Origin of the sequence: Butyrivibrio sp. LB2008 (assembly GCF_000621565.1) — a bacterium.
Taxonomy (GTDB): Bacteria; Bacillota; Clostridia; order Lachnospirales; family Lachnospiraceae; genus Butyrivibrio.
Map to the genome: position 1 here is coordinate 53,154 of NZ_KK211306.1, position 22,988 is coordinate 76,141.

Sequence of the window (22,988 nt, forward strand, 5' to 3'; positions counted from 1 at the left end):
CACCACCAAATTCCGATTTATCAATTGCATATGGAAATATATCATACTACAGTCATATGGCACCTCCGGAAAAAACATTACAATTATCGCTATATTGCAAGAGGACACACCTTACAAGATTATCCACTCGCCCTTTTTATTTGATCCAATTCTCTTGATTGCACCTTTATCAACCAAGTTCTGCAAGATTCTCTTTACTGTTGAATCTGAGCACCCTAACTGTTCCGCCATTCCAGCTCTGGTTAATGACGGATTTTCACGCAACAACTCGATAATCCGGCTCTCCCTTTCGTCAAGTTTTATCGGGTCATTTATTGGGTCATTTATCGGGTCAGCGTGACCCAATAAAAATTCACCACGTATATGCATCTCTCGATTATGCAGTTCGTGTTTCTCACCTAAAAGCAGGTTTCTAAGGAATTTTTCTAAGAACTCAGTAGTCTCATATATTCCTTCTTTAATGTTTGTATAATTAGCTCTAACCAAAGCATTTCTAAAATACCAAGAATTCTCTGCAAACATATCATTCTCTGCATCAAATCCCAGCATTCTTAAATACTTGATAAAAAATACGGCAGTAGTTCTGGTATTACCTTCACCAAAAGCATGAATCTGCCACAATCTGGAAATAAAAACTGCCAGATGATGAATTGTCTCATCCATTGTCAGGCCATTAAACTTAAAATCTCTTTCCTGTGAAAAGTCATAATCCAAGGTTTCCCGCAAATCTATCGCTCCGCCATAAGAAACAGTATCTCCATCCAATACCCATTCCTTCTTGGTGATGTTATAATCACGTATTTTTCCTGCATGGGAATAAATGCCATTGAATAGTTCCCTATGAATTGAAATATACTGTGTCGGAGAAAAAATGAATGCTTTTTCTGAAAGTAATTTAGCAATCCTGGCAGAAACCTTATCAGCTTCTTCTGTTCTAGTTTCAGCTGCAAGTCGACCATCCTTACTCTCATAATAGCTATTGATTAGATCACCTGCTTCATCAACTGAAATTTCTCCATCAATACTCTTTCTTGCTGTTTCATAGAGATATTCTGATGGCTTAAGCCCATCTACATCTTGCAATCCAATTGCAGTAGACCATGCCTGCCCCAACTCTTTTCGCGTCGGTGGCAAATTTCTTATATATTCACCAAACGGATCTTTCTTTATATCCTTCATACCATTACTCCATTAAAAAAATTACGAAAAATCATTTATATAAAAGTCTATATCCTTCATTGCTATTTTTCTGGCTTCATCTAACTCCAAACACTTCGGTGCTAAAAAATTCTTCTTTAATCTTTATCTGCGATATCTCATTTATGCTTTTCTTCATAATGAACCTCTCAAATCAGATAAAAAATTACACAATAATCTGTTTTCCCCAGTCAATCAAACCTTCAGATTCATTTATAACCAATTCCTGCCAAATACCGGCATAATATAATCCGCCATCCTTTGCACAGTTTTTCCTACCACCGTATATATACTCAGGTTCCAGAAAGCTATATTCATTCCATGTTGCTCTTCCCTTACCTTCCATGGTAAGAACCCTATCCTTGCGATAATCCAATGTGCCATAACCACTTAAACTCGGATTCAAAGACAATTTCTCCGCCGGTAAATACAATGCATTATTTGGATTACAAGTATGTATAGATGATGAATGAGGATGCCAAAAGTATTTCTTTATCTCCTCTTGATCAGTGATTATCTGCCCAATCTGCATATATCCATATATAACCTGCAGATTGCTCCCATAATAAAAATCATTCGTCTTTCGTGTCACAAATCTATATCCCTTGCCTGTTTCCTCTACACGACGAAACCAGCCAAAGAACAAGAAAATATCACCAACTTCAACTCCGGCATTTACAAGTAATCCCTGTGCTGCCCCCGTCTGCCCAAAAGCCGGCTTCCATCCTTTTATTTTATTTATCCTATTATCCCTAATATCAGGATCCAAATGACAATTTCTATATGTTTTTCTTGGACTAATCTGCTTTAGAATGTCCGCATAAGTTATTCCATTCCATGCAACATCTGAGAAAGAAACATCATCATCTGTAGGTATAGGCATTGATAACAGGGTTCCGTCGGGCATTATAGGACTAGGACACCCTCCGTTTGATGAATCAAATCCCTTTCTCGAAAGAATTATTTTCATCTGCATTTTCCTTTCTTATAAATAGGCGCAGTTGGAGCATGTTCCTTATTATCTCGATACTTCATACACTCATTAACAATCTTCTGCGCCAGCTCATCTGTATACACTTTTGTTTCTTGAAAATTTGGATAATACTGAGTGATGCCATCTATAACAACAGCATCCTCCCCAAGATAGATATAATCATCTGACAAGACAACATACTTCCCCGCAAGATCTTTTACTACTCTATCAGGCTCAGTATGTACATCTTCATTACGCAAATTCTGATTTCGAATAAGCTTACCACGAACCAAACTATAAATATCATCAGTTCGCCCTTTTGACATCCCGCCAAAGTATTCTTCCATCATAACAACATTTGTTACCTTGGCGAAATAAAGCATTTTATTTTTATACACCCCAAGAATATAAACATCATCAGTAGCATAATTTGCCTCTCGATGTATTCCAATACGATGCCTTAACCCAGTATTGACTATTTTTCCGTTTCGTATCTGCCCACCTTTGCAACAAGCAAGCGACAATAATCCTTTTTCCACGCATGGCGCAAACCCGGAATCATCAGTCATTCGATAAATATACAAACATGTCATTGTAGCTCTCCGTTTTTTTATAGCATTTTATAATCCATCCCCACGATTCGCACTATGACTGCTTATTTTACATAGAATATAACAGTCCCTGCATGCAAATTCATTGAACTATACAAAATTGCTCTTTTCTGCATGACCATCATTTTTTTCATGATAAGATCCTGCATCCAATTTACAATGTCCTCCAAGGGTTCATCAAAATCTATGCGGCAATAAACCGAAGCCGGAAATGTTTTAAAATTTGTTTCAATAAATTGCACAATATTATCTCTATTTTTTGCAACGTATTTATTAGAATCAAAATAATTTTCCTCTGTTCCCGTACACTCTGGAACACCTCTAAAATCCGCATGATCTCGCATAATCAAATTATCATTCAAGCAATAATAATCTTGGCACACAAAATCAGATTGCGTTTCCTTAATATCATTTGTAACATCTATCTCTAACTTAAAAACAAACTATAAATTCTCTGCCAAAAGGTAGGATAACAGATTCATATTTAACATATCATTTGTATTAGAAAACTCCATAATAATTGGAAGTCTTACTGCTGGATGATATTCATCAAAAGTATATGAATTTTGAGGTATCTTTCCTTCACACTCTGAAGAAATACCATAATTTCTGAAACTATGACATGCTAGTGGTCGCCTTCGATAAACTAAGCAAGCACCATCTTCTCCCAAAAGGGGACAAGGGATATTCTGTTTCAAATACAATTTATTATTTGCTGTCTCATCCATGAATGGTGTAAGTTTTATCGGAATATTTTTTGACTTAATTTTTTCCAAATTTGCTTCTGCTTTTATTTTTATAGCCTTTCGCTCATTTCGTGTCATTCTGTTAATTAAATATAAAAGCATCTTCCATTCAAATTGAGACAGATATATTGCCTGATAACAACAATATGAACATCCCCTTTTGCAACAGCAATGCCTATTTTCTATTGATTCGAATTCATCAATTTTTTCATCACAAACTTCTAATAAGCTCTCATATGCTTTTTGAGGATTGCCATTAGCTCGACGTTTTACCTCTGCTATCATTTCCACGCTATGAGACATCGCATAATTGCCTGATTCAAATATAAAATCAGATAAATCTATCCAATTTAAATCATGAACATTCTTTTTTAATCTATCTTTTTTTCCAAAATAATTAAACATAGTTGCCAAAACAAAAATCCCTCCGCCAATACCTTTAACAGCATTTCCCCAAATGCTATATCAATCATTATTCTCTTCTACATAAACAATTGCTTAGCTTTCACGAATTTGTCTATATGTTGCTTAAAGAATCATAATCTATTTTTTCTACTGCTTTTTCATAAGCTTCTTTCACAGCCTTAATTTCTTCTATTGGCTTAGAATTCTCCTTACTTACAGAAAGCTTAATCTTTTGACCATCGATAATATAGGAATTAGAGCCATACCAGATTGAGCTCTTCTGATACTTATATGGGTCACCCGTAGTCAACAGAGAAATCAATATATTTTCTTCTGGAAAAACCGGTCGAATATCTGTCGCAATATATTTTCCTTTTTTTGCCACAAATCGGGCATTCATTTTCATATATAGGAATACCGCATTCATCACACCAATATAACGTTGATGACATTTCCGTAGCATGACCACATTTTGGATTAATACAATTAGTGCCATTCATAGGGACCTTGCATTTAGGGCATATTCTTTCTATCATAAAATCACCAATATATTTATTCTACTTTTACTGCATCGCATACATCGCCTATGTTACAATCAAAAAAATCACATATACGAAGAATAACAGACATAGATACTTCTTGTCCTTTATTTAATTTTGTCATAGTACCAGAGGCAATTTTCAATTCTTCTCGAAACTCCTGCTTGCTCATTTCCTGTTCTGCCAACATTACCCATAATTTCTTGTAACTGATTTTCATAGTTTGCCTCACAGATAAAAAAGATACAGCTGCATCCTACTAATTTTATCATAATGAGATATCACACGCACCAAATAATGGTGTTTTTATTCAAGTTCTTGCGATTTTCATTCAACTGGGCGAACAAAATTTCGTGACAAATTTTCCCAAATATAATCTTTTAATTTTTAACTCAATTCCACATTTCCATTTTCAGCGGCTTCTATATATCAATTTGATTAACTTTACGCTTAATATAATCAACAATTTCTTTATCCATCATATCTATCAGAATTGGCATTTCAAAAATAGTATCCAATAAACTCCCAAATATACTTGAACTTCTATCTAAATGAAAAAGAGGGAGTATTAATCGAAATCAATACTCCTCAAAAGTTTTTTACAATCTATTAGATCCTATGGCAAGCTCGTATCCGATCTCATTTGCTTTTCCGGCGTCACCTCTCCGGGCTTAAAAGATTGCCTGATCTGATATGCGATTATTTCTTTCCTTCTGACATCCCTAACGCCATTGTGGTACTACGATTGAGAAAGCAAAAACTCTTCATCCGCAGTTTCGATATCACAGCCATAAGTTGAAATATACTTTTTCGCCTCGGTATTAAGATCATTTTCTGTATAATCCATTCGCTCCTTTAAGCTCTCTGCGATGGTTCTGCCCCTGATCTGATGAAGAGCCATAAGTCTCGTTGCCGCCATATGCTTCTCCTTTCAAAAAGACAGGGACAGCTCTTCCGTTTTGGAAAAACTGTCCCTTGGTCTATATCATTTATTTAGTTTTATACTCTTTTTAATACTCTGTGAGCTGATTCTAAGAAAAGCTGAATATTGGCTGCCGCGAACAAACATGCAAACATGACTATCAGTATCGCCGCAAAGAAGATCGCACATGGAATCATCTTAAATATGATTGAAAGAATACAGAAGATACCACACAACCATACAGCAAAACCAACGACATTTTAGTGGATTATAACCTCCGACAGGCAGTAAATTGGCACTTTTTATGCCTTCCTCTTGCTCCTTCTGACTCGATTAATATGTCTTTCAAAGTCACCACTATTGATGAGCTGAGCTATCACAAGCTGCTCGTATGTAGGAACTGTGCAGGAATAAAATCCAAGCCTTTCATCAAATACCTCCGTCAAATGCTTTGGCAACACCATATAGGCAGCACGAAGTGAAGGAGAAATGGTTTGGGAAAATGAATTCATGTATATGACATTGTCTCTGTCAGAAATAGCAAACATAGTTTCCTCAGGCTTGCTTGATATAGAAAATTCTGATTCAAAATCATCCTCAATTATGTAGCGCTCACCTTGTGCAGCCCACCTGATATATTCATATTTTTTAGATGCGGACGCAGTTACCCCTGATGGAAAACTTCTGTAAGGAGAAATATGTAATACCGATGCTGTAGTGGTTAGCAGTGCCGAACTTGCTATACCATTTTCTTCAAGTGGCAGCATCTGGCAGGTAACCCCAGACATTCTATAGACCTGCTCTATTTTTTTATAGGATGGGGACTCCAGCGCAAAACCAGTGTCCTTGCCAAACAATCCGACGATGAGGTTGTATAAATATTCTGCACCAGAGCCTATGATTATCTGGCTTATATCCACATGTATATTTCTATTTCTAGCCAGATATTTTCTTATAGCTTCTCTGGTTTCTTCGCACCCTTTATTTGCTGGCCTTTCCAGTATGGCCTCGCCATAATCATTCACTACTTTTCTCATAGTTTTCGTTAATACTGAAAAAGGAAATGCATAGGTAGTTCTCTGATAAGTATGGCTTTCATGGCTTAAGATTTTTGCTGTGGATACAAAACCATCCTCCTTTCGAAAAATCACATAGTATCCGCTTCTCTCCTTGGGTTCAAGATACCCCTCATCGCATAGCAGCTCATAGGCATGCTTTATGGTTATTACACTAACATGCATTTCATCTGCCATTGTTTTTCTGGATGGGAGCCTGGTTCCGTATGGATAATCTCCAGAAATTATATTCTTTTTTAATCTATCGTAAATACGTATGTATTGGGGCATTTTTTATCGTTTGAGGCTTTATTTGAATTTTGCATATATATTTTTTCTCCATACTGGGTATTTAATATATGCAATTATATTCTATAATTTCCTCATCAATCAAGGAGGAACAATAAAATGTTGAATAATCGTTATGAATTAAACAAGAATCTCGCACAGATGTTAAAGGGTGGAGTCATCATGGATGTAACTACTCCGGAACAGGCCAAAATTGCCGAAGCTGCTGGTGCCTGCGCTGTAATGGCACTAGAAAGAATCCCTGCTGATATTCGCGCAGCCGGTGGCGTTTCCCGTATGAGTGATCCTAAAATGATAAAAGGTATTCAGGATGCAGTTTCAATTCCTGTAATGGCAAAATGCCGTATCGGACATTTCGCAGAAGCCCAAATTCTTCAGGCTATTGAAATAGATTACATCGATGAATCAGAAGTTTTGTCTCCTGCCGACGATAAATATCACATTGATAAAACAAAATTTGATGTACCATTCGTATGCGGTGCCAAGGATTTAGGTGAGGCCCTTCGCAGAATAAATGAAGGTGCATCAATGATTCGCACAAAAGGTGAACCAGGAACAGGTGACATCGTGCAAGCTGTCAGGCATATGCGCTTAATGCAATCTGAAATCAGACGTATCAGTTCAATGTCAGAGGATGAGCTTTTCAATACTGCAAAAGACTTGGCAGTCCCTTACGAGCTTGTTCAATACGTTCATGAAAATGGCAAACTTCCTGTTGTAAATTTTGCAGCCGGTGGCGTAGCTACTCCTGCAGATGCAGCACTTATGATGCAGCTTGGTGCCGAAGGAGTCTTTGTAGGCTCTGGTATTTTCAAATCAGGAGATCCTGCAAAACGAGCAGCCGCAATTGTTAAAGCAGTCACCAATTTTACAGATGCAAAAATGCTTGCAGAACTTTCAGAAGATTTAGGTGAAGCAATGGTGGGAATTAACGAACAGGAAATTGATTTGCTTATGGCTGAAAGGGGTAAATAAGATGAACATCGCTGTACTTGCTCTACAGGGAGCCTTTATAGAACACGAAAAAATACTTTCAAAGCTTGGTGTGTCCACTATAGAAATCCGACAACAAAAAGATTTGGAAAAAGATTTTGATGGCTTAATTATTCCCGGCGGAGAAAGTACCGTGCAGGGAAAGCTCCTTAAGGAACTAGGACTTTTTGAGCCATTAAAGAAAATGATTGAAAACGGACTACCTGTATTTGGCACCTGCGCAGGATTGCTACTTTTAGCAGATAAAATAAATAATGATGACCGCAGTTACTTACAGACTATGGATATCGTAGCTGAAAGAAATGCCTATGGCAGACAGCTTGGAAGCTTTTACACTGAGGCTGATTTTGAGAGAATTGGTACTGTTCCTATGACATTTATCAGAGCTCCTTACATCAAAGCAGTTTCAGAAAAAGCAAGACCACTTGCTACAGTTGATGGTCACATAGTTGCCGCAAGACAAGGAAATCAACTAGTAACTGCATTTCATCCTGAGCTTAATGACTCTCTACATATTCATAAATATTTTTGTGATATGGTTGCCAACCAATAACTACTTTGCCACCCAAGAATAACAAAAGCCATCGTCCAGGCACGTCAATCGCCAGAGTAACCTGCTCTGTCATTGACATTCCCGGACGGGTTTGTTTTGTATTAATCAAGGACACTTAAGCCTAAGTATCCTTCGTAATCCTATTATAAGAAAGATACCACTAGATTTTGAACAGAATCCATTACTTCATCAAAGCTTAAATCCTCAACATAATAATTATTTTTCTTAAATTGGTTCCAACGTTCTCTCATCTCCATATCAGAACCTATGTCCTCAAGAACCGTTTGCATCTGTTCAGACGTGAACACTGTATCTCTTTTCTTACACGTAGCTAAAAATGCTGTCTTTAATGTTTCTCTCTCAAAAGACTTCTTATGAGTAATCTCGTAAACATCATAAAAATCTCGCGCTCTCGTATTCGCCAATCCACGGCTAAGAATAGTCTGTAATTTTTCAGCTAATAGAGTTTCGATATTGTATGACTGCAATTCAATATCTCTATCTTCAAACATCAATTGATACCCATACTCTACCGCCCGCGGGGTTATTACATCATCAGTCGATATATCAATTTTAATCGGCTGCTTAAGATTATCAAGTTTTCCTTCCATATGAACACGTACCCCCGGATAATCAAATTCATCCATAATTGTTTCTATGGATTTGATTTCAAAAGACACATTATCTTCTAACGGAATCCCACCAATTTCATTTACAATCTTTTCAATCTCTTCCTGCGTCAATGGAAGCGCCTGAACGGTAGCATCAATGTCCATTGTTGCGCGACTATTTAACCCAATCAACGAAGAGACAAGCATACCACCTTTTAACACAAACTGATTCTTATACGCTGATATTGAAACACGTTCCAAAAATCTTTCCATAAAGAATACTCGTATCATAGTCATAGCAACTTTGCTATCACTACCGGATATATTTCTTATCTTTGCTTTTAGCTGTATAGCAGTTTTTATCATACCATCACCTCAATGTATTTCATGATTTCATCTCGAATTTTTAAAGTTTCTGCATACTTAAGCAAACGCGTTAAGTCCTTGTCTTTTCTTCTCATATATGACTTAATTGCAGTCTGATAATGTTGAACTTCTATTTTGCCTCTCATTTTTACAAGATCACAGATCGTCTTTTCCACATCATAGACCCTAACTGTGTTTCCAAAATTTGTTTGTAATTCTGTGATTCCAAGATTATAACTAGCCTCCTGTTCCTGCCGAATCACAACCCCTTCAGACAATAATCTGGTCCGATTAAATCTTGGTGGGACCGTCACAGTAATCTTTGAGTATTCTCTATCAATCATTTCATGAAGATACAGCGCAGTTTCTCCGGAGAAAATAACTTTTGGATAACGAAGTTGGAGAATGTACAGTTCATCCTCCCATGTATCCGGCGAAATATAGATTCCTTTTGATACTTTCTCCAGTCCTCTTTCCTTAACATAGCTAGCCAAATACGTTCTGGATATTCCGGTTTTCTCTACATCTTTTGAAAACAAGTATCCATCATTTTGTTCCAACAATTTATCAATCTCTTCAAACTTAGTCATATATGTCACCTCAAGCAAACCTTGCATTGGTGTATACATTTTACACTATATATACACCATTGTAAAGTATGCTGATGACTATAGTTTTGTCCATCAGCATAAAATTGCTTGCGACTTAGCGTTTTTCTGCATATTCAATTTTGCTGATTTGGGGACAATTATTATAGTTCCGACGGAACTCCCGCAAGTGCCATCGAGTGCCACGGGAGTGCCATTTTTTTATGAATTTTATGAATCTATAACAAGATTTATAGGGATAGAATTTTTCGCAAAGCCTTATTCCATGCGGTTTTGAGAGCTTTTATAGGCTTATAAGGAGATTTATCCTTCACAGCCAGAACCGGGAACAAATCTGATTTTATTTTTGAAAATACAAGACTGTCTATAGCAGATCTTCTAGCCCTCCGTTTTTCATTCTCTTAATATTCTTTGGATAGACCAACTTCCATTCGCCGGAATAAGCAGGCTCATTTATACCGGTTGCCAGATATCGTTTTGAATCTCCGCTCCTTATCCGTAATCCTCACATTGCCACCAAATTCCGGAAAAACTATAAGAAATAATTTACATTTAAATTCGGAATCTTATATCTATTAGCCATTTTTAATTTTTTTCTGCTTTTGGCTAATTCATGCTTCTAACAGCCAATCAGCTAAATCGACAATTTTTATACCTTCGTATTGGTATTCATCATACCTGTTCTCGTTTCCGTTCATTTTTTACCTCCTCCTCGCGCATAAAAAATAAACATGATTCAAGGGACAATTTTAACGAATTTCCTATAGCCATGTATATGTGCATTCTGCTCACACGGCATAGACAGTTTACAAATATTTCACAAATATTATTAGCACTCTCTCTTGACGAGTGCTAATCTTAGTGGTATAACATAATCGAACAGAGGAACAGAGAAGACCAAAAGAACGGGATGTTCCAATGATCTAATCCCTCCTTCCCCTTGCTCAGTAGCTATTAACAGTATTGAGTGAAAAGGAGGTAATCATTATGTTAAGACCTAGTATTTTTGGAGAAGATTTATTTGACGACTGGTTCGTATTCCCGGATTTCAGAGATCTGGACAGAACCGAAAGAAAGCTGTATGGCAGACACGCCGACAGGATGATGAAGACCGATGTTCATGAGCATGACGATCACTACGAAGTAGATATCGACCTGCCCGGCTTCAAGAAAGAAGAGATTGGTCTGGAGCTGAACAATGGATATCTCATTGTCAGTGCAAACAAAGGTCTGGATAAGGACGAAAAGGATAAGAAGGGCAAACTTATCAGGCAGGAGCGTTATTCCGGATCAATGCAGAGAAGCTTCTATGTCGGCGAGAACATCACCGAAGAAGATATCAAGGCAAGCTTCAAGCATGGAGTTTTGAATCTCACCCTTCCTAAGAAGGACAAAGAGAAGCTTCCCGAAAAGAAACAGATACTCATCGAAGGATGATGTTAAAATGGGCCTGCGGATTTCCCGCAGGCCTTTCTTTTCCAACAGGTGTTCCAAGCATCTTAAACTGAAAATATATTCCGGTTTTATATTCTTCTCAGTTGGATAAGATATTCCGTTGTACCTTCTTCAAGTTTTTTCTCTCCTGTTAGAGCAAAACCATGTCTTTCATAGAAGCGTATAGCTTTTTCATTTTTCTCCAATGCCCACAAATGATCCGCATGATGCTTATTAATTGCAAATTCTAATAATTTTGAACCAACAGAGGCATTTTGAAGAACAGGCTCTACAAACAGTCTAGATATATAGGTTCCTTCAATTTTTATAAAACCTTTGACCACTCCATCATCGTAAACATAGACACTGTCAATATCAGCTTCATACTTCTGCATCAAAGACGGTACTTGAAGCTCCTCAAAATAGTACTTATCTGCCTTAAATATTGGATAAAAATACAAACGATAGTTAAAAATCTGTATCTCCGCTATACGCGATAAGTCTTTTACACTTGCTTTTCTTATCATGATCAAATATACATCCTCTACTGCAATTTATCTTCGGAAAGAACTCACCATCCCTTCAAACGGAAATTTCCCTTTTAGAAATAATGTTCCATCAAACGTTCAACCCATTCTGGAACGGATGCATCTTTCTTATCATATACTGGATAATATGGTTTTATATCTAAAACCGGGGTGCCATCTACAGCATCAAGACCTTCAACAACAATTCTGTCTTCAGAAACGGAAACTATTTTTACAGAGGTCATTCCGATACGGTTAGGTCTATCTTTTCCACGCTGTGAAAAAATCCCAACTAATGGCATGTCATCTCGATTCTGAGGCCTTCTTTGAAGGTGCTTGTCCTTTTCATACTTCGCTTTATCAAGATGATAAATGATATTCACATGAGAAAAATCTTCAAGTCCTTTCAAACCGGAGATATACTCTTCATCCAATATTATAGAAGAAGCGTCTTCTCCCCAAGAAACATCTTTTCTGTCCTTTACTTCATTTCTAACATATCCAATTGGTTCCATTTCGATTATCATAATTGTCTCCTCAAACTTCTGATTTTATTCACCTTATTGGGGATCTATTGCTTATCATATTTAATACATACGTCAGCAGACATCCCGTCATCATAAACAGTATCATGATCGCGATATAGTCGATAAAAAAATAAACCCTGGGTTCTGCATAGTCAAAGAATGCAAACATTGTCTTACCAAACATATATCCCGGGAAGTCACGCTTGACAAACGCCACGACACCATAAACTGACAGTGCACCGGTGGTCAAATATAAGACTCTCTTCAGGCCATTTACTTTCTTTGCAGTAAACATTGGCAACATATGTGTTCCCGCATGAATACATAAAAGCACATATCCCCAGTAAGCAAACAACATATGTACACTCCTTGCAAGGGCTGATACATAAAAATCCGGCAAGAAAATATATAGATGCTTTGACATAAGGATACCGCTTAACGGCTGCAATATCATAAACACCAACAGAAACGCGTTAAGGATGGTCTGAAAAATACGCTTCGCACTATATTTTCCTTTGGGAATCGAGCCATACCACTTTCTGTTCAATATATGATGGATAATAAACAGTATAAAGAGAAGACTCCCGGTGATCTCATGAAACAATTCTCCTATCAGAGAATATGCCATAAGCAACGGTAGCATGACTGTCATAGAGATATCGATTATAATCCTGATCTTCTTTTTCAAACAAATCACTCCTCTAATATCCCAGTCCCGTCACCCATTCGCTGACTTTTTTCCTGACGCTGTCCTGATCATTCTGACAGTCGTTTCCTCTTATGGCAAGTCCGTCTAAAACCGTTGCATCCGGACAGGCTGAAGAAAGCTTCTTATCAAAACCTGAAAGACCCGATCCTTCATGTGTGGAAAAAGGAATCAGCGTTTTCCCCGACAAACCTTCTACGTTATTCTCAAAGAATGTGTACATGATCATCGGCCAGTCACCCCACCAGACAGGTGCGCCTATAAATATGGTGGAATACTGCGACAGATCCGGCACATCTTTCGCATATGCAGGTCTGGCATTATTGTTCTGTTCCTGTTTTGCTACATCTGTCAGTTCAGAATACGTCATCGGGTAGTGATCATCTTCCGGGATTATTTCAAACAGATCAGCTCCTGTCTCCTCAGAGATCATTTCGGCCACGATAGCAGTGTTTCCTTTGTCAATGACGCCTACCGTATACTGCTCGCCGGTGCGTGAAAAATACACCACCAAAATATCACTGTTTTCACTTCCCGGTTCCGGCTCCACCGTTTCTTTCTCAGTTTGGGGCGTTTCCACTGCTATCGAAGCTTCAGCTGTATCTGTATCTGCCTCTGTGTTTTGATCATTCACAACCGTACTGTTTTGCGGCGCATTACTTTCTATACTGTTATCTGTGCTTCCACATCCGCCAAGACCTGTTACCATAAGCGCTGTAAGAACCAAACTTAGAATTCTCATTTTTCTCTTCACTGATCTTCACCTCAGCCCTTTTCAAAATCAGGTCTCCAGCCTGCAAACTGGACAAGCTGCTCATCTGTCCTGTGATAATATCTCTCATTCTTATCAAGCTCCGCGATCCTAGCCATCTCCTCGTCCATCAGCTTAAAGTCGAGAATGTTGAGATTATCTTTGATATGGTCTTTCGTTTTGCTGCCGGGGATCACCACAAATCCCATCTGTGTATGCCAGCGGAGAATGATCTGTGCGGGAGATTTTCCGTACTTCTTTCCAAGCTCGGCAAATACCGGTTCATTTATAAGACTCTTATCGCCGTGTCCCAAGGGATACCAGCTCATAAGCTTGATGTCATACTTATCAAGCGTTATTCTCAGTTCCTTCTGTGTAAAATATGGATGAGCCTCTACCTGAATAAACTGCGGTGCGATTTCCCACTTTGTTTCAAGCTCCTCAATATACTTTCCTTCAAAATTTGAGATACCGATGCTCTTTGCCTTGCCTTCCTTATAAGCCTTCTCAAGCTGTCTGTATCCTGCGAGCCAGTTGCCGGCAGGCTGATGGATATAAAGAAGGTCCACGTAGTCAACACCAAGGCGCTCCAAAGTCTCATCCACAGCATTCGGATTCTCATATTCACTGGGCCAGAGCTTTGTGGAGAGAAAGATTTCTTCCCTCTTTACTCCGCTGTCCTTCATACCTCTTCCTACTGCCCGCTCATTTACATATGCATTTGCAGTATCAATGAGACGATATCCCATCTTAAGCGCTTCTCTTACACTGTTTTCCGCATCGGCAGGCGAAAGCATAAATGTTCCGATCCCGACTACAGGACATTCCAGTTTGTTATTAAGTGTTACATATTCCATTGTACACCCCTCCATCTCTGTCACCATCCTTTTTTAGATCAAACCGTTAGCTGCAAACCAATTCTTTACCGCATCCTTGGAATCCGCAGCTTTAGAACCAGTGATTGCAAGTCCGTTCTTTACTGTTGCTCCTTTGGCAGACTTTTTAATATCACTCTCACTGGATCCCATTCCGCTTCCTTCATTGGTGCAAAGTGGAAGGATGGTCTTTCCGGTGAAATCATATCTTTCCAGGAAAGTTGCGACTGCCATCGGGAAAGTCCCCCAATAGTTCGGGTAACCAAGAACGATTGTGTCATACTCATCGATACTGTCTAAGTATCCGGTAAGCTCGGGTCTTGCATTATTCTGCTTATCTTTCTTCGCTTCATCGATACAGGTCATGTACACCGGTGAATAAGGATCCTTCATCTCAATCTTATATGTATCCGCATCGACCAGCTCCTTCATGATCCCTGCTACGATCTCGGTGTTCCCGATCTTTACGTATCTCATTGCTCCGCCAAAATAGTTCTCATCTGCTCTTGAAAAGAATGCTATCAGTGTTTTAGCCATCGTGTTAGCCTCCAATGAAAAACTCGTGAACTGTGTTTATTCGCTTCGTTGATAAAATTATCACACAGAATATTTGAAAGGAACGAAGTGCTGGTATTCTTTATACACAAAGCACAACGCAAATCAGTCAGATGCCCTGAACGTCACCGTCATTCTTGTCCCAATATCCTGCCTGGAGATGACTTCCACACTTCCCTGATGAGCATCAATGATCCATTTTGCTATGGAAAGACCAAGGCCTGATCCTCCGGTGGATGAATTTCTGGCCTTATCGGATCTGTAGAAGCGTTCAAAGATGTGACTAAGCTCTTCGCCCGCCATACCAATACCTTCATCCTGAACCATATACGAAACCTTATCACCGGCTCTTTTTACAGAGAGCTTAATAGTATTGCCCTTATCAGAGTACTTGGCAGCGTTCTGGACAAATATTCTGACAGACTGCTTGATCATGGCAAGGTCTCCATTAATATAACAGTTCTCACCATCCTCAAAGAGATACTTATGTTCTGAATCTATCATCATTGACTCTTCCCAGACTTCTCTCATCACATCGGAAAGATTAAGCTTTTCCATTGACAACTTCTGGCGGCCGTTATCCCCTCTTGCAAGGAAAAGAAGCTGGTCGATGAGCTCTTTCATATTCTCGGATTCATTCTTGATAGCTGTAATGGATTCCTCAAGGACAGCCGGATCGTCTTTTCCCCAACGGTCCAACATGTTGGCATAGCCCTGAATAACGGCTATAGGAGTTCTAAGCTCGTGAGAAGCATCATCGACAAATCTTGCCTGCTGCATTCTTGCATCCTGCATCCTGTGGATCAAGCTGTTAAGCGCAGCTTCTATACTGGCAAGATCCCTATCTCCCGTTGATATCCTTGCACCTTTTTTATCAACAGGGACTTTCAAAATAGCCTCTTCAAGCTCTTCAAATTTGGTTGTATCAAGCGGCACCTCACTTATAGCCTCTGCTTGCAATGCCAGTTCATTCAAGGGTTTGAGGCTTCTTCTGATCTTAGAAGTATGGGCAAAAGAAAATAATAAGTTCAGAAGCTGATAGGCGATAACCGCAATCAGGATTATCCCCATGAAATGGGCGTATTCGTCCATAGGAAAACTATACTCGGAGATGTCCGTAAAAAAATTAAGAACTATACTTTCGTAACTGTCACCGGTTATAGAAAACCTTTTGACCGACTCTCCTTCCGGAATCGTACGGAAACTGTTTTGGCAAAAAAACCCAAACGAAGCCAGAACCATGAGTAAATCCAATGTAAAAAAAGCTTTCAGTTTATTAAAACAGAAAGCTGTATTGATTCGTCTTGCTATTGATGATGTACGTTTGCTTACATTATTCATAGCTGCCCTTCTTTTATAACATATCCGACACCTCTGACTGTCCAGATAAGCTTAATGCCATATTTATCATCTATTTTGGTGCGAAGATGTCTGATGTAGACATCAACAACATTGGTCTCACCATCATAATCATAGCCCCAGATTTCATTTATAAGACGTTCCCTATCAAGAACTATATTGCAATTCTCCATAAGAATCCTAAGGAGCTCAAACTCGTAATTAGTGAGCTCCACAGGATTTCCATCAACGCATACTTCATGCCTGTCCTGATCTATAGTAACTTTTCCTACAGTAAGCTGTCTGGAAACTGCCGCGGATGCGCCCTTTCTTTTAAGCGCAACTCTGATACGTGCCAGCAGCTCCTCTATAGCAAAAGGCTTGGTTATATAATCATCTGCTCCGGCATCAAGGCCTGATACTTTATCCATTACAGCATCTCTTGCCGTTACCAGGATAACAGGAGTTTCTTTTTTGACTCTTATTCTCCTTAGCACTTCAAAGCCATTGATGCCGGGCAACATAACATCTAAAAGAATCAGATCATAATCGTTAGAAAGAGCCATATCAAGGCCTGTCCTACCATCCTCAGCCTTATCTACAGAATTTCCTTCGTGAATAAGTTCAAGTTCAACAAAACGTGCCAGCTGTGCCTCATCTTCTACGATTAATATTTTGCTCATTATTTCTTCTCTTCTTCCTTTTTAAATTCGTTTTTGATGTTCTCGGCAGTCTGAGATGCCTTGTCACAAACTTCATTGACATCTACGACCACTTTATCTATACCTGTAAAATTATAAGTTATTCCAAAGAAAAGACCTACTATGATAAGCGGAACGGTCACCCAGAAGAATCCGATCAAAAGAAGTATCAATACCAAAAGCGGTACGCTTGCAACCTTCTTATTGTCCTTACTTATGTTAAAGTCAATCTCAAGACTCTTTCGGAACATTGCTCTTAAGAAATCAGCGAGATTCTTGCAACCTTCCTTGAAGTTGTTCTTCTTGCAATCTTCTTCATACTGCTTCTGAGCAACCTCAAACTTCCTAACATTTTCCATGTCCTGACTTGCTCCGGCTGTATAACTGCCATCCTTTGGTGCATCTGTCTTACCCTGACGCTCAAGTTCCAAAACAGCGTCAAGAATATCATAGTTTTTTTCCTCCAGGACCGCCTTTGCTTCCTCATAGGATACGCCTGTCTTCTCTATGAGCTTTTCAATCATTTCGTTATTTTCCATAATACTATAACCTTCCTTTCAGATATATATGAATTGTTTGTTCATTTGATATCTGAAATGATACACACTCAAGATTAATATAAGATTTTTGAAAGATTAAAAACAGATTAAAATATGAATATAAAATCACTTTACGTGATAAATCATGTCTATTCCCTGCTATCCAGTCCCAAAAATATCTCATTTGCCCTTCTTATCTGCAGAAAAAAACTGACATAATAAACTACCGCCCCAACTACATACGGAACTGTCACGGACACGAACATATCCCTATAGGCTGATGGCGCGTTGTCCGTGAAATGTCCGGAAATCCAAACACCCGCAAAAACAAGTCCTATCAAAAGCAAATATTGTCCGATTACCACCGAAACAAAGGGAAGATGCTGCAAATGGTAGTGCAGGGACAAAATAGCTACTGCAAGCACAGAAATTCCAAGACACATAAAGATATTCGCGGTATAGTTATTATCTTTAAAACCGATCATCTTTTCATATAAGAGTTTACCGCAGACAATCAGCGTAAAGCTGACACAGACAATAGATATGAAATTGTTCCTGTTAATTATCTTCACGCCTTTTTCCTCCCGCGCAGTTTGTCTAAAGCCTTGTAAAACTCTGTTCTGTAGCCCCTGTTCATCACAAGGCACTCATCATTTTTAAGATATATCAGGGTTCTCATGTTAAGATCCCCCTGAAGCTTTTTTATCTTGTAGAGATTAACGACAGATGACTTGCTTATCCGCACAAAGCCTGCGCTTGCATGCTCATAGGTTATCCCCTGCAAAGTCTCCTTTACCTCGACACAAGAATCCTTGGTATATCCAAAAGTCTTCCTGTCCACCGTTTCAAAATAGTACATATCGGCAAGCGGCACTGTAAGCCTCTTACCATCCGTAGTTCCCTCTATATACTTAAGAGCAGGCCGCAGCCTCTCAAGCACCGCGACCGTCTCCTCGTCCATCTCATCATAATGTAATTCTAAATAGTTTTCCTCGATGCCTTCTTCCCTGGTCTTAACGAGTCTCATTTTTTACCCCTTATAAAATGAACATGATGCAGAGGAACAGGTATGACAGCTTGATATTTCTTCTTGTAAGAATATATACGCTCCCAAAAACGAATCCCACGATTGCAGTATAGATGCCGGTTACAAGCGATCCTTTCGTAAACCAGTGTCCAAGTCCCCAGGTGAGCGCCACCAGAATCCCTCCATATGGAATCTTATCATTTTTAAACCACTTTTCAAATGCGTACTGCCCGAAAACAATGATCAGAAGCACCATAACAACTTCAACCAGATAGTACAGATACTGCATCGGAAAAAGAACTCCGTTACTCGCAAGCTCTTTTGCCACCTTGCTTCCGCCCCAGTCTATCCATGTTGAGATAAGGCAGAGCGCCGTTCCTGCAATAAGTAATATCCATTGGAAAAAAGACATTTCTTTTGCCCCCTGAATAAAGCTCTTTTCCTTAAAGTCCCTAATAAGATCAACACCTGTTTTCACAGCACAATCTCTGACAACAATAAACGCTCCAAACAGCCATACCGCGCAGGTTAACACCCAGTGTAAAATACTCTGCATCACTGTAAATCCCTTAAAATTGCATCCATATACATTGAATTCAATCCCGTAAGCAAGCACCAGTTCAAATCCGATAAATCCAAATATCTCAAGCCCGTAAGTCAAAAAATCAAGCCCTTGTAAAAAAGTGTTTTTCTCTTTTGTAACCGTCATTGTTTTCATTAATAAAGCTCCTTTCCGCTAGTCGTTGCATCTCATATGCATACCTTACGGCAAAAGGAGCTTCCTCTCAATATTTATGGTGCCAAGTTGCAACCGGGAATGTCTAAGTTGCAAAAAGAAAAAGTACCTTGCGAATTCTGCTCCGCTTGGTACTTTTTCGATTTTATTTAATATCAAATTCCGGTGGCTCGTCCAAGTGCTCTGACACGTACTTGCCATCTTTCTTCCTCTGCTTCACACACTCGGTAAGCAGATACTCAATCTGACCGTTAACAGAACGAAAGTCATCTTCAGCCCAGGCAGCAAGCGCATCGTATAACTTCGCATTCAGTCTAAGCGGTACCTGTTTCTTTTCTGCCATCAGTATAAGCTTCCCGAATTAACAACCGGCTGTGCGTCATGATTTCCGCAAAGAACTACGAGAAGATTGGATACCATAGCTGCCTTCCTCTCCTCATCGAGCTCAACCAGCTCTTTTTCGTTAAGTCTCTCAAGCGCAAGCTCAACCATTCCAACCGCACCGTCTACAATAAGCTTTCTTGCATCAACAACGGCTGATGCCTGCTGTCTCTGAAGCATAGCTGCCGCAATCTCGGGAGCATACGCAAGATATGTGATCCTTGCATCAACAATCTCTATTCCGGCCTCAGAAACTTTTGACTGGATCTCCTCTCTGATCTTCTGTGCCACAATTTCAGTAGATCCGCGAAGACTTCCGTCATCAGCCTGTCCGTCACCTGTAGTATCTACATTCTCGGTAACATCGTAAGGGTACAGTTTAACAACGTTTCTTACAGCCGTATCACTCTGAAGAGAAAGATATTCTTTGTAATTGTCTACCGCAAATACAGCCTTTGCTGTATCTGTAACTCTCCACATAACCGCAACCGCGATCTCAACAGGATTTCCGAGAAAATCATTTACTTTCTGCCTTGAATTACTGAGTGTCATGACTTTGAGGGAAATCTTTTTCGAAGATGAACCTGAAAAAATCTGTGCATCACTTCCTGTGATGGATATTCCAACAACATTCTTTTTCTCAGCTATATCACCACTCTGGCCAAGCTTAGTATCTGCCGCAGGATTACATGCCATGCAGAAAGGATTCACATAGTAGAACCCCTCTTCCTTGATCGTACCGATATATTTACCAAAAAGAGTAAGCACCAAAGCTTCACCCGGCTTTAAAACTTTAAGTCCGATATAAGGAAACCATCCAAGCGAAACATAAATACAGCTAAGAATAAACAAAAACAGATTCACTCCACTCCCCAGCACACCAGTTATAAGCACTGACGAACCGTCAAGCCCTATCGCCGTCACAACAAGAAGAAATATTGAAAATGCATATATTGCCGATATCACAAGCATCATCTGCATTCCGTTTTTGTTATTGCTAATTACCTTTTCTTTTACATTCTCATTCATATTGCATACCTCTCTTTTGAAAAATATCCATCTGATATCATTATGATATCACTTTTATTTCAAAAGTCAACATATGAAAAAAAGCATCAAAAAAGAACAGCCACTCCGCAAAAGCGACTGCTCTCTAGTATTCATCGAATATTTCACATAACTCTTGTTGGCGCAACAGGGCTCATAAGAACCTTACCTGTTCCTCTATACACATTTACAAGGCCTTCTCCGCTGGCTGCTGAGCCGATAAGTGTCTTTGTTGTTCTCTCAACAGTAAATTCAAGATTTGAAGACCAGCACATAGCAAGATTTCCGTCAATCTTCAATGTCTCATTGTTGAGCTCAATTTCAACAAGCTCATTATAAGGCACATTACTTTCCAAAGCAGCAACTCCGTAGCCCGAAAGACTAAGGTTAAAAAGTCCCTCTCCGCCGAGCGCTGCAGATGAAACATTCCTTCTTGCAACCAGGTTTGTATTCACAGATCCGGAACAAGCATAGAACATGCCGTCCTCAATAGTGATGCCTGCTCCCCATTCGGCAACATCCACCAAAATAATATGCTTATAAGTAGGCTCAAGCACAAGATAACCGTTTCCTACATACTCAGGCTTGATGGCAGCTTCACCTGTAGCTGCGCCTTTTACCATTTTTCCAAAAAGATCTCCAACCCCTTTTACACCTGTTGTGACATTGATATTTCCTGCCATCCACTGCATTGCTCCTGCCTGTATCACTGCAGAATGACTATCGTCAAGCTGTATAACAACCTGTCTCTTGCGCACTCCCATCCTGCTCATGTAGTACTCTGTTTCCGCAGTCATCGGAGTAACGCTGCAATCACGCATATACTCGAGCAAGTAAAAGTTCTCCTTGCTCTCCACAAACTTTCTTGTTGAATTCTCAAAATTGTTAATATTCATTATTTACCCCTTCCTTTTAATAAAAAAGAGGCTGCAAGATTTTTTTAATCCTGCAGCCAAACCATCTTAATTCAAAGACTTACGACTTTGCGTCCATACATCACTGTATGTTTGCCAATGTAATTATTTAATGATATATATTATAACTTTTTGACGTTACTTATGCAAAAGATTTTCTTAATACACCTTTTTTACTTAAGATACACCTTTTTTACTTAAGCCCCGCGATGTACTCCCGCGACTCGTCAAGCATTCCGTTTATAAAATCCTCCGGTATTACTTCAGGTTCATAATATTTAAGCCAGGAAATGTCCATCATAACATTCCCGAATACCTTCAACGTATCAAGCACTTCCCTGGTGCTCATCCGACGATTTTCACCAAATCTTTCCTCAACAAAATCATCGAAATCCTGCTGCAAAACAGCAAGTTCCTCTTCTTTGGACAACCTCCTGTATCCGTCCTCCGATTCCTCATCTTCCACATATCTTATCCTAGTACCGTCTTCATATCCGGAAGATATCTCATCCGCGATTGACTTAAAACTCTCCATAAGCGCTTCCCTTTTTGCAGAAAGAGTTATCTCACCGGCAGAATGAAACGATTCAACTTTCTCATACATATCCAGAGAAAGTCTGTCACGAAAACTTGTGATCTCCTGATATTCAAATCTGGTCTCGTACTGTTCATTCCAGGTTTTTGTGGAAATCTGATTGGGATACTTTGATGCTAAAAGAGCTCTTAGACCTTCCGGAGAGATATCCACTTTAATAGGCTGTATATCTTTTCCTATTTCGGTATCTTTTATACTGGTCGGCTGATGGTCCTGCTCTCTTGCAAGCGATAACAAATCAATATTTCTTGGCTGATACGCATCATTAATGTTTTTGTACACTCTTATCGACATATCTTCACCTCACTATTCTATTTGTCTCTTTCCCAATACATAATAGCATAAGTATTTCACCCAAAAAACGTTAATATAAAATTTTATTTCTTTTCATTCTTCCGTTCATGAAACAAAAAAGAATCGGTAACACCACTGTTTCGGTGTACCGAT

General features: G+C 39.1%; 30 protein-coding genes and 1 riboswitch. Of the genes, 3 read left to right on the forward strand and 27 right to left on the reverse strand.

The window, feature by feature from the left end; translation table 11 throughout:
* Positions 1-111: 111 nt before the first annotated feature.
* The 9 genes from T356_RS0112640 to pdxR form a co-directional block, all read right to left on the reverse strand.
* Positions 112-1,179: a Fic family protein gene (locus tag T356_RS0112640; RefSeq protein ID WP_026514793.1), complete on the reverse strand. Its 1,068-nt coding sequence runs from the start codon at positions 1,177-1,179 to the stop codon at positions 112-114.
* 184 nt (positions 1,180-1,363) lie between these two features.
* Positions 1,364-2,167: a hypothetical protein gene (locus T356_RS0112650; protein WP_026514794.1), complete on the reverse strand. Its 804-nt coding sequence runs from the start codon at positions 2,165-2,167 to the stop codon at positions 1,364-1,366.
* Positions 2,164-2,763 carry a hypothetical protein gene (locus T356_RS0112655; protein ID WP_026514795.1) on the reverse strand — a complete coding sequence of 200 codons (600 nt, stop codon included), beginning with the start codon at positions 2,761-2,763 and terminating at the stop codon, positions 2,164-2,166. Before T356_RS0112655 ends, T356_RS0112650 begins: the two co-directional genes overlap by 4 nt.
* Before the next feature lie 62 nt (positions 2,764-2,825).
* Complete coding sequence (locus T356_RS0112660; RefSeq protein WP_026514796.1) at positions 2,826-3,125, reverse strand: hypothetical protein; 300 nt, start codon at positions 3,123-3,125, stop codon at positions 2,826-2,828.
* 99 nt (positions 3,126-3,224) lie between these two features.
* Positions 3,225-3,932: a YkgJ family cysteine cluster protein gene (locus T356_RS0112665; protein WP_242846622.1), complete on the reverse strand. Its 708-nt coding sequence runs from the start codon at positions 3,930-3,932 to the stop codon at positions 3,225-3,227.
* Positions 3,933-4,044: 112 nt separating this feature from the next.
* The gene (locus T356_RS0112670) at positions 4,045-4,428 is read right to left on the reverse strand and encodes a hypothetical protein (RefSeq protein WP_026514798.1); all 384 of its coding nucleotides are present in this window, start codon (positions 4,426-4,428) and stop codon (positions 4,045-4,047) included.
* 56 nt (positions 4,429-4,484) lie between these two features.
* Positions 4,485-4,691 (reverse strand): helix-turn-helix domain-containing protein, encoded by a 207-nt coding sequence (locus tag T356_RS0112675; RefSeq protein WP_026514799.1) that lies wholly within the window; start codon positions 4,689-4,691, stop codon positions 4,485-4,487.
* A 519-nt stretch (positions 4,692-5,210) separates the two neighbouring features.
* On the reverse strand, positions 5,211-5,390 hold the full coding sequence (locus tag T356_RS0112680) for a hypothetical protein (protein WP_026514800.1): 180 nt from the start codon (positions 5,388-5,390) through the stop codon (positions 5,211-5,213).
* A 305-nt stretch (positions 5,391-5,695) separates the two neighbouring features.
* Positions 5,696-6,739, reverse strand: coding sequence for a MocR-like pyridoxine biosynthesis transcription factor PdxR (gene pdxR, locus T356_RS0112685; RefSeq protein ID WP_026514801.1), 1,044 nt, complete (start codon positions 6,737-6,739; stop codon positions 5,696-5,698).
* Positions 6,740-6,856: 117 nt separating this feature from the next.
* Between pdxR and pdxS the strand changes: the two genes are divergently transcribed.
* Both pdxS and pdxT read left to right on the forward strand, forming a co-directional pair.
* Positions 6,857-7,732: a pyridoxal 5'-phosphate synthase lyase subunit PdxS gene (gene pdxS / locus T356_RS0112690; protein ID WP_026514802.1), complete on the forward strand. Its 876-nt coding sequence runs from the start codon at positions 6,857-6,859 to the stop codon at positions 7,730-7,732.
* Between the two features lies 1 nt (position 7,733).
* Positions 7,734-8,303, forward strand: coding sequence for a pyridoxal 5'-phosphate synthase glutaminase subunit PdxT (gene pdxT / locus T356_RS0112695; protein WP_026514803.1), 570 nt, complete (start codon positions 7,734-7,736; stop codon positions 8,301-8,303).
* A gap of 143 nt (positions 8,304-8,446) precedes the next feature.
* Here the strand turns inward: pdxT and T356_RS0112700 are convergent, their stop codons facing one another.
* Positions 8,447-9,280 (reverse strand): nucleotidyl transferase AbiEii/AbiGii toxin family protein, encoded by an 834-nt coding sequence (locus tag T356_RS0112700; protein ID WP_026514804.1) that lies wholly within the window; start codon positions 9,278-9,280, stop codon positions 8,447-8,449.
* Positions 9,277-9,870, reverse strand: coding sequence for a type IV toxin-antitoxin system AbiEi family antitoxin domain-containing protein (locus T356_RS0112705; protein WP_026514805.1), 594 nt, complete (start codon positions 9,868-9,870; stop codon positions 9,277-9,279). The genes T356_RS0112700 and T356_RS0112705 overlap by 4 nt, the downstream gene beginning before the upstream one ends.
* Positions 9,871-10,875: 1,005 nt before the next feature.
* Between T356_RS0112705 and T356_RS0112715 the strand changes: the two genes are divergently transcribed.
* On the forward strand, positions 10,876-11,325 hold the full coding sequence (locus tag T356_RS0112715) for an Hsp20/alpha crystallin family protein (protein WP_026514806.1): 450 nt from the start codon (positions 10,876-10,878) through the stop codon (positions 11,323-11,325).
* Between the two features lie 86 nt (positions 11,326-11,411).
* Here the strand turns inward: T356_RS0112715 and T356_RS0112720 are convergent, their stop codons facing one another.
* From T356_RS0112720 to T356_RS0112795, 16 genes are all read right to left on the reverse strand, one after another.
* Complete coding sequence (locus T356_RS0112720) at positions 11,412-11,849, reverse strand: GNAT family N-acetyltransferase (RefSeq protein WP_035781135.1); 438 nt, start codon at positions 11,847-11,849, stop codon at positions 11,412-11,414.
* Positions 11,850-11,923: 74 nt separating this feature from the next.
* Positions 11,924-12,376, reverse strand: a complete 453-nt coding sequence (gene tsaA / locus T356_RS0112725; RefSeq protein ID WP_034461942.1) for a tRNA (N6-threonylcarbamoyladenosine(37)-N6)-methyltransferase TrmO — start codon at positions 12,374-12,376, stop codon at positions 11,924-11,926.
* Between the two features lie 28 nt (positions 12,377-12,404).
* Positions 12,405-13,064 (reverse strand): DUF4405 domain-containing protein, encoded by a 660-nt coding sequence (locus T356_RS0112730; protein WP_026514809.1) that lies wholly within the window; start codon positions 13,062-13,064, stop codon positions 12,405-12,407.
* 13 nt (positions 13,065-13,077) lie between these two features.
* On the reverse strand, positions 13,078-13,836 hold the full coding sequence (locus tag T356_RS0112735) for a flavodoxin (protein WP_197020913.1): 759 nt from the start codon (positions 13,834-13,836) through the stop codon (positions 13,078-13,080).
* Positions 13,837-13,847: 11 nt separating this feature from the next.
* Positions 13,848-14,690 (reverse strand): aldo/keto reductase, encoded by an 843-nt coding sequence (locus T356_RS0112740; protein ID WP_026514811.1) that lies wholly within the window; start codon positions 14,688-14,690, stop codon positions 13,848-13,850.
* A 33-nt stretch (positions 14,691-14,723) separates the two neighbouring features.
* Complete coding sequence (locus T356_RS0112745) at positions 14,724-15,245, reverse strand: flavodoxin (protein ID WP_026514812.1); 522 nt, start codon at positions 15,243-15,245, stop codon at positions 14,724-14,726.
* Positions 15,246-15,368: 123 nt separating this feature from the next.
* Entirely contained in the window at positions 15,369-16,604 is a 1,236-nt protein-coding gene (locus T356_RS0112750; protein ID WP_035781139.1) for a sensor histidine kinase, read from the reverse strand.
* Positions 16,601-17,284, reverse strand: coding sequence for a response regulator transcription factor (locus tag T356_RS0112755; RefSeq protein ID WP_026514814.1), 684 nt, complete (start codon positions 17,282-17,284; stop codon positions 16,601-16,603). Before T356_RS0112755 ends, T356_RS0112750 begins: the two co-directional genes overlap by 4 nt.
* On the reverse strand, positions 17,284-17,841 hold the full coding sequence (locus T356_RS0112760) for a hypothetical protein (protein ID WP_026514815.1): 558 nt from the start codon (positions 17,839-17,841) through the stop codon (positions 17,284-17,286). Before T356_RS0112760 ends, T356_RS0112755 begins: the two co-directional genes overlap by 1 nt.
* 149 nt (positions 17,842-17,990) lie before the next feature.
* Positions 17,991-18,413, reverse strand: coding sequence for a DUF6608 family protein (locus T356_RS0112765; RefSeq protein WP_026514816.1), 423 nt, complete (start codon positions 18,411-18,413; stop codon positions 17,991-17,993).
* Positions 18,410-18,868: a LytTR family DNA-binding domain-containing protein gene (locus T356_RS0112770; protein ID WP_026514817.1), complete on the reverse strand. Its 459-nt coding sequence runs from the start codon at positions 18,866-18,868 to the stop codon at positions 18,410-18,412. The genes T356_RS0112765 and T356_RS0112770 overlap by 4 nt, the downstream gene beginning before the upstream one ends.
* Positions 18,869-18,878: 10 nt before the next feature.
* Positions 18,879-19,586 carry a hypothetical protein gene (locus T356_RS21320; RefSeq protein WP_197020914.1) on the reverse strand — a complete coding sequence of 236 codons (708 nt, stop codon included), beginning with the start codon at positions 19,584-19,586 and terminating at the stop codon, positions 18,879-18,881.
* 163 nt (positions 19,587-19,749) lie between these two features.
* The gene (locus T356_RS0112780) at positions 19,750-19,947 is read right to left on the reverse strand and encodes a PTS ascorbate transporter subunit IIC (RefSeq protein ID WP_026514819.1); all 198 of its coding nucleotides are present in this window, start codon (positions 19,945-19,947) and stop codon (positions 19,750-19,752) included.
* Complete coding sequence (locus tag T356_RS0112785) at positions 19,947-21,014, reverse strand: SPFH domain-containing protein (RefSeq protein WP_026514820.1); 1,068 nt, start codon at positions 21,012-21,014, stop codon at positions 19,947-19,949. The genes T356_RS0112780 and T356_RS0112785 overlap by 1 nt, the downstream gene beginning before the upstream one ends.
* A 143-nt stretch (positions 21,015-21,157) precedes the next feature.
* The gene (locus tag T356_RS0112790) at positions 21,158-21,928 is read right to left on the reverse strand and encodes an AIM24 family protein (protein WP_026514821.1); all 771 of its coding nucleotides are present in this window, start codon (positions 21,926-21,928) and stop codon (positions 21,158-21,160) included.
* A gap of 48 nt (positions 21,929-21,976) precedes the next feature.
* Positions 21,977-22,054, reverse strand: a riboswitch (cyclic di-GMP riboswitch).
* An 85-nt stretch (positions 22,055-22,139) separates the two neighbouring features.
* On the reverse strand, positions 22,140-22,835 hold the full coding sequence (locus T356_RS0112795) for a hypothetical protein (RefSeq protein WP_026514822.1): 696 nt from the start codon (positions 22,833-22,835) through the stop codon (positions 22,140-22,142).
* Positions 22,836-22,988 lie beyond the last annotated feature (153 nt).

Bases quoted from the DNA above. Each gene is read 5' to 3' on its own strand.
- T356_RS0112640 (WP_026514793.1), bottom strand. From the start codon at position 1,179: ATGAAGGATATAAAGAAAGATCCGTTTGGTGAATATATAAGAAATTTG.
- T356_RS0112650 (WP_026514794.1), bottom strand. From the start codon at position 2,167: ATGAAAATAATTCTTTCGAGAAAGGGATTTGATTCATCAAACGGAGGG.
- T356_RS0112655 (WP_026514795.1), bottom strand. From the start codon at position 2,763: ATGACATGTTTGTATATTTATCGAATGACTGATGATTCCGGGTTTGCG.
- T356_RS0112660 (WP_026514796.1), bottom strand. From the start codon at position 3,125: ATGCGAGATCATGCGGATTTTAGAGGTGTTCCAGAGTGTACGGGAACA.
- T356_RS0112665 (WP_242846622.1), bottom strand. From the start codon at position 3,932: ATGTTTAATTATTTTGGAAAAAAAGATAGATTAAAAAAGAATGTTCAT.
- T356_RS0112670 (WP_026514798.1), bottom strand. From the start codon at position 4,428: ATGGCACTAATTGTATTAATCCAAAATGTGGTCATGCTACGGAAATGT.
- T356_RS0112675 (WP_026514799.1), bottom strand. From the start codon at position 4,691: ATGAAAATCAGTTACAAGAAATTATGGGTAATGTTGGCAGAACAGGAA.
- T356_RS0112680 (WP_026514800.1), bottom strand. From the start codon at position 5,390: ATGGCGGCAACGAGACTTATGGCTCTTCATCAGATCAGGGGCAGAACC.
- pdxR (WP_026514801.1), bottom strand. From the start codon at position 6,739: ATGCCCCAATACATACGTATTTACGATAGATTAAAAAAGAATATAATT.
- pdxS (WP_026514802.1), top strand. From the start codon at position 6,857: ATGTTGAATAATCGTTATGAATTAAACAAGAATCTCGCACAGATGTTA.
- pdxT (WP_026514803.1), top strand. From the start codon at position 7,734: ATGAACATCGCTGTACTTGCTCTACAGGGAGCCTTTATAGAACACGAA.
- T356_RS0112700 (WP_026514804.1), bottom strand. From the start codon at position 9,280: ATGATAAAAACTGCTATACAGCTAAAAGCAAAGATAAGAAATATATCC.
- T356_RS0112705 (WP_026514805.1), bottom strand. From the start codon at position 9,870: ATGACTAAGTTTGAAGAGATTGATAAATTGTTGGAACAAAATGATGGA.
- T356_RS0112715 (WP_026514806.1), top strand. From the start codon at position 10,876: ATGTTAAGACCTAGTATTTTTGGAGAAGATTTATTTGACGACTGGTTC.
- T356_RS0112720 (WP_035781135.1), bottom strand. From the start codon at position 11,849: ATGATAAGAAAAGCAAGTGTAAAAGACTTATCGCGTATAGCGGAGATA.
- tsaA (WP_034461942.1), bottom strand. From the start codon at position 12,376: ATGATAATCGAAATGGAACCAATTGGATATGTTAGAAATGAAGTAAAG.
- T356_RS0112740 (WP_026514811.1), bottom strand. From the start codon at position 14,690: ATGGAATATGTAACACTTAATAACAAACTGGAATGTCCTGTAGTCGGG.
- T356_RS0112745 (WP_026514812.1), bottom strand. From the start codon at position 15,245: ATGGCTAAAACACTGATAGCATTCTTTTCAAGAGCAGATGAGAACTAT.
- T356_RS0112750 (WP_035781139.1), bottom strand. From the start codon at position 16,604: ATGAATAATGTAAGCAAACGTACATCATCAATAGCAAGACGAATCAAT.
- T356_RS0112755 (WP_026514814.1), bottom strand. From the start codon at position 17,284: ATGAGCAAAATATTAATCGTAGAAGATGAGGCACAGCTGGCACGTTTT.
- T356_RS0112760 (WP_026514815.1), bottom strand. From the start codon at position 17,841: ATGGAAAATAACGAAATGATTGAAAAGCTCATAGAGAAGACAGGCGTA.
- T356_RS0112770 (WP_026514817.1), bottom strand. From the start codon at position 18,868: ATGAGACTCGTTAAGACCAGGGAAGAAGGCATCGAGGAAAACTATTTA.
- T356_RS21320 (WP_197020914.1), bottom strand. From the start codon at position 19,586: ATGAAAACAATGACGGTTACAAAAGAGAAAAACACTTTTTTACAAGGG.
- T356_RS0112780 (WP_026514819.1), bottom strand. From the start codon at position 19,947: ATGGCAGAAAAGAAACAGGTACCGCTTAGACTGAATGCGAAGTTATAC.
- T356_RS0112785 (WP_026514820.1), bottom strand. From the start codon at position 21,014: ATGAATGAGAATGTAAAAGAAAAGGTAATTAGCAATAACAAAAACGGA.
- T356_RS0112790 (WP_026514821.1), bottom strand. From the start codon at position 21,928: ATGAATATTAACAATTTTGAGAATTCAACAAGAAAGTTTGTGGAGAGC.
- T356_RS0112795 (WP_026514822.1), bottom strand. From the start codon at position 22,835: ATGTCGATAAGAGTGTACAAAAACATTAATGATGCGTATCAGCCAAGA.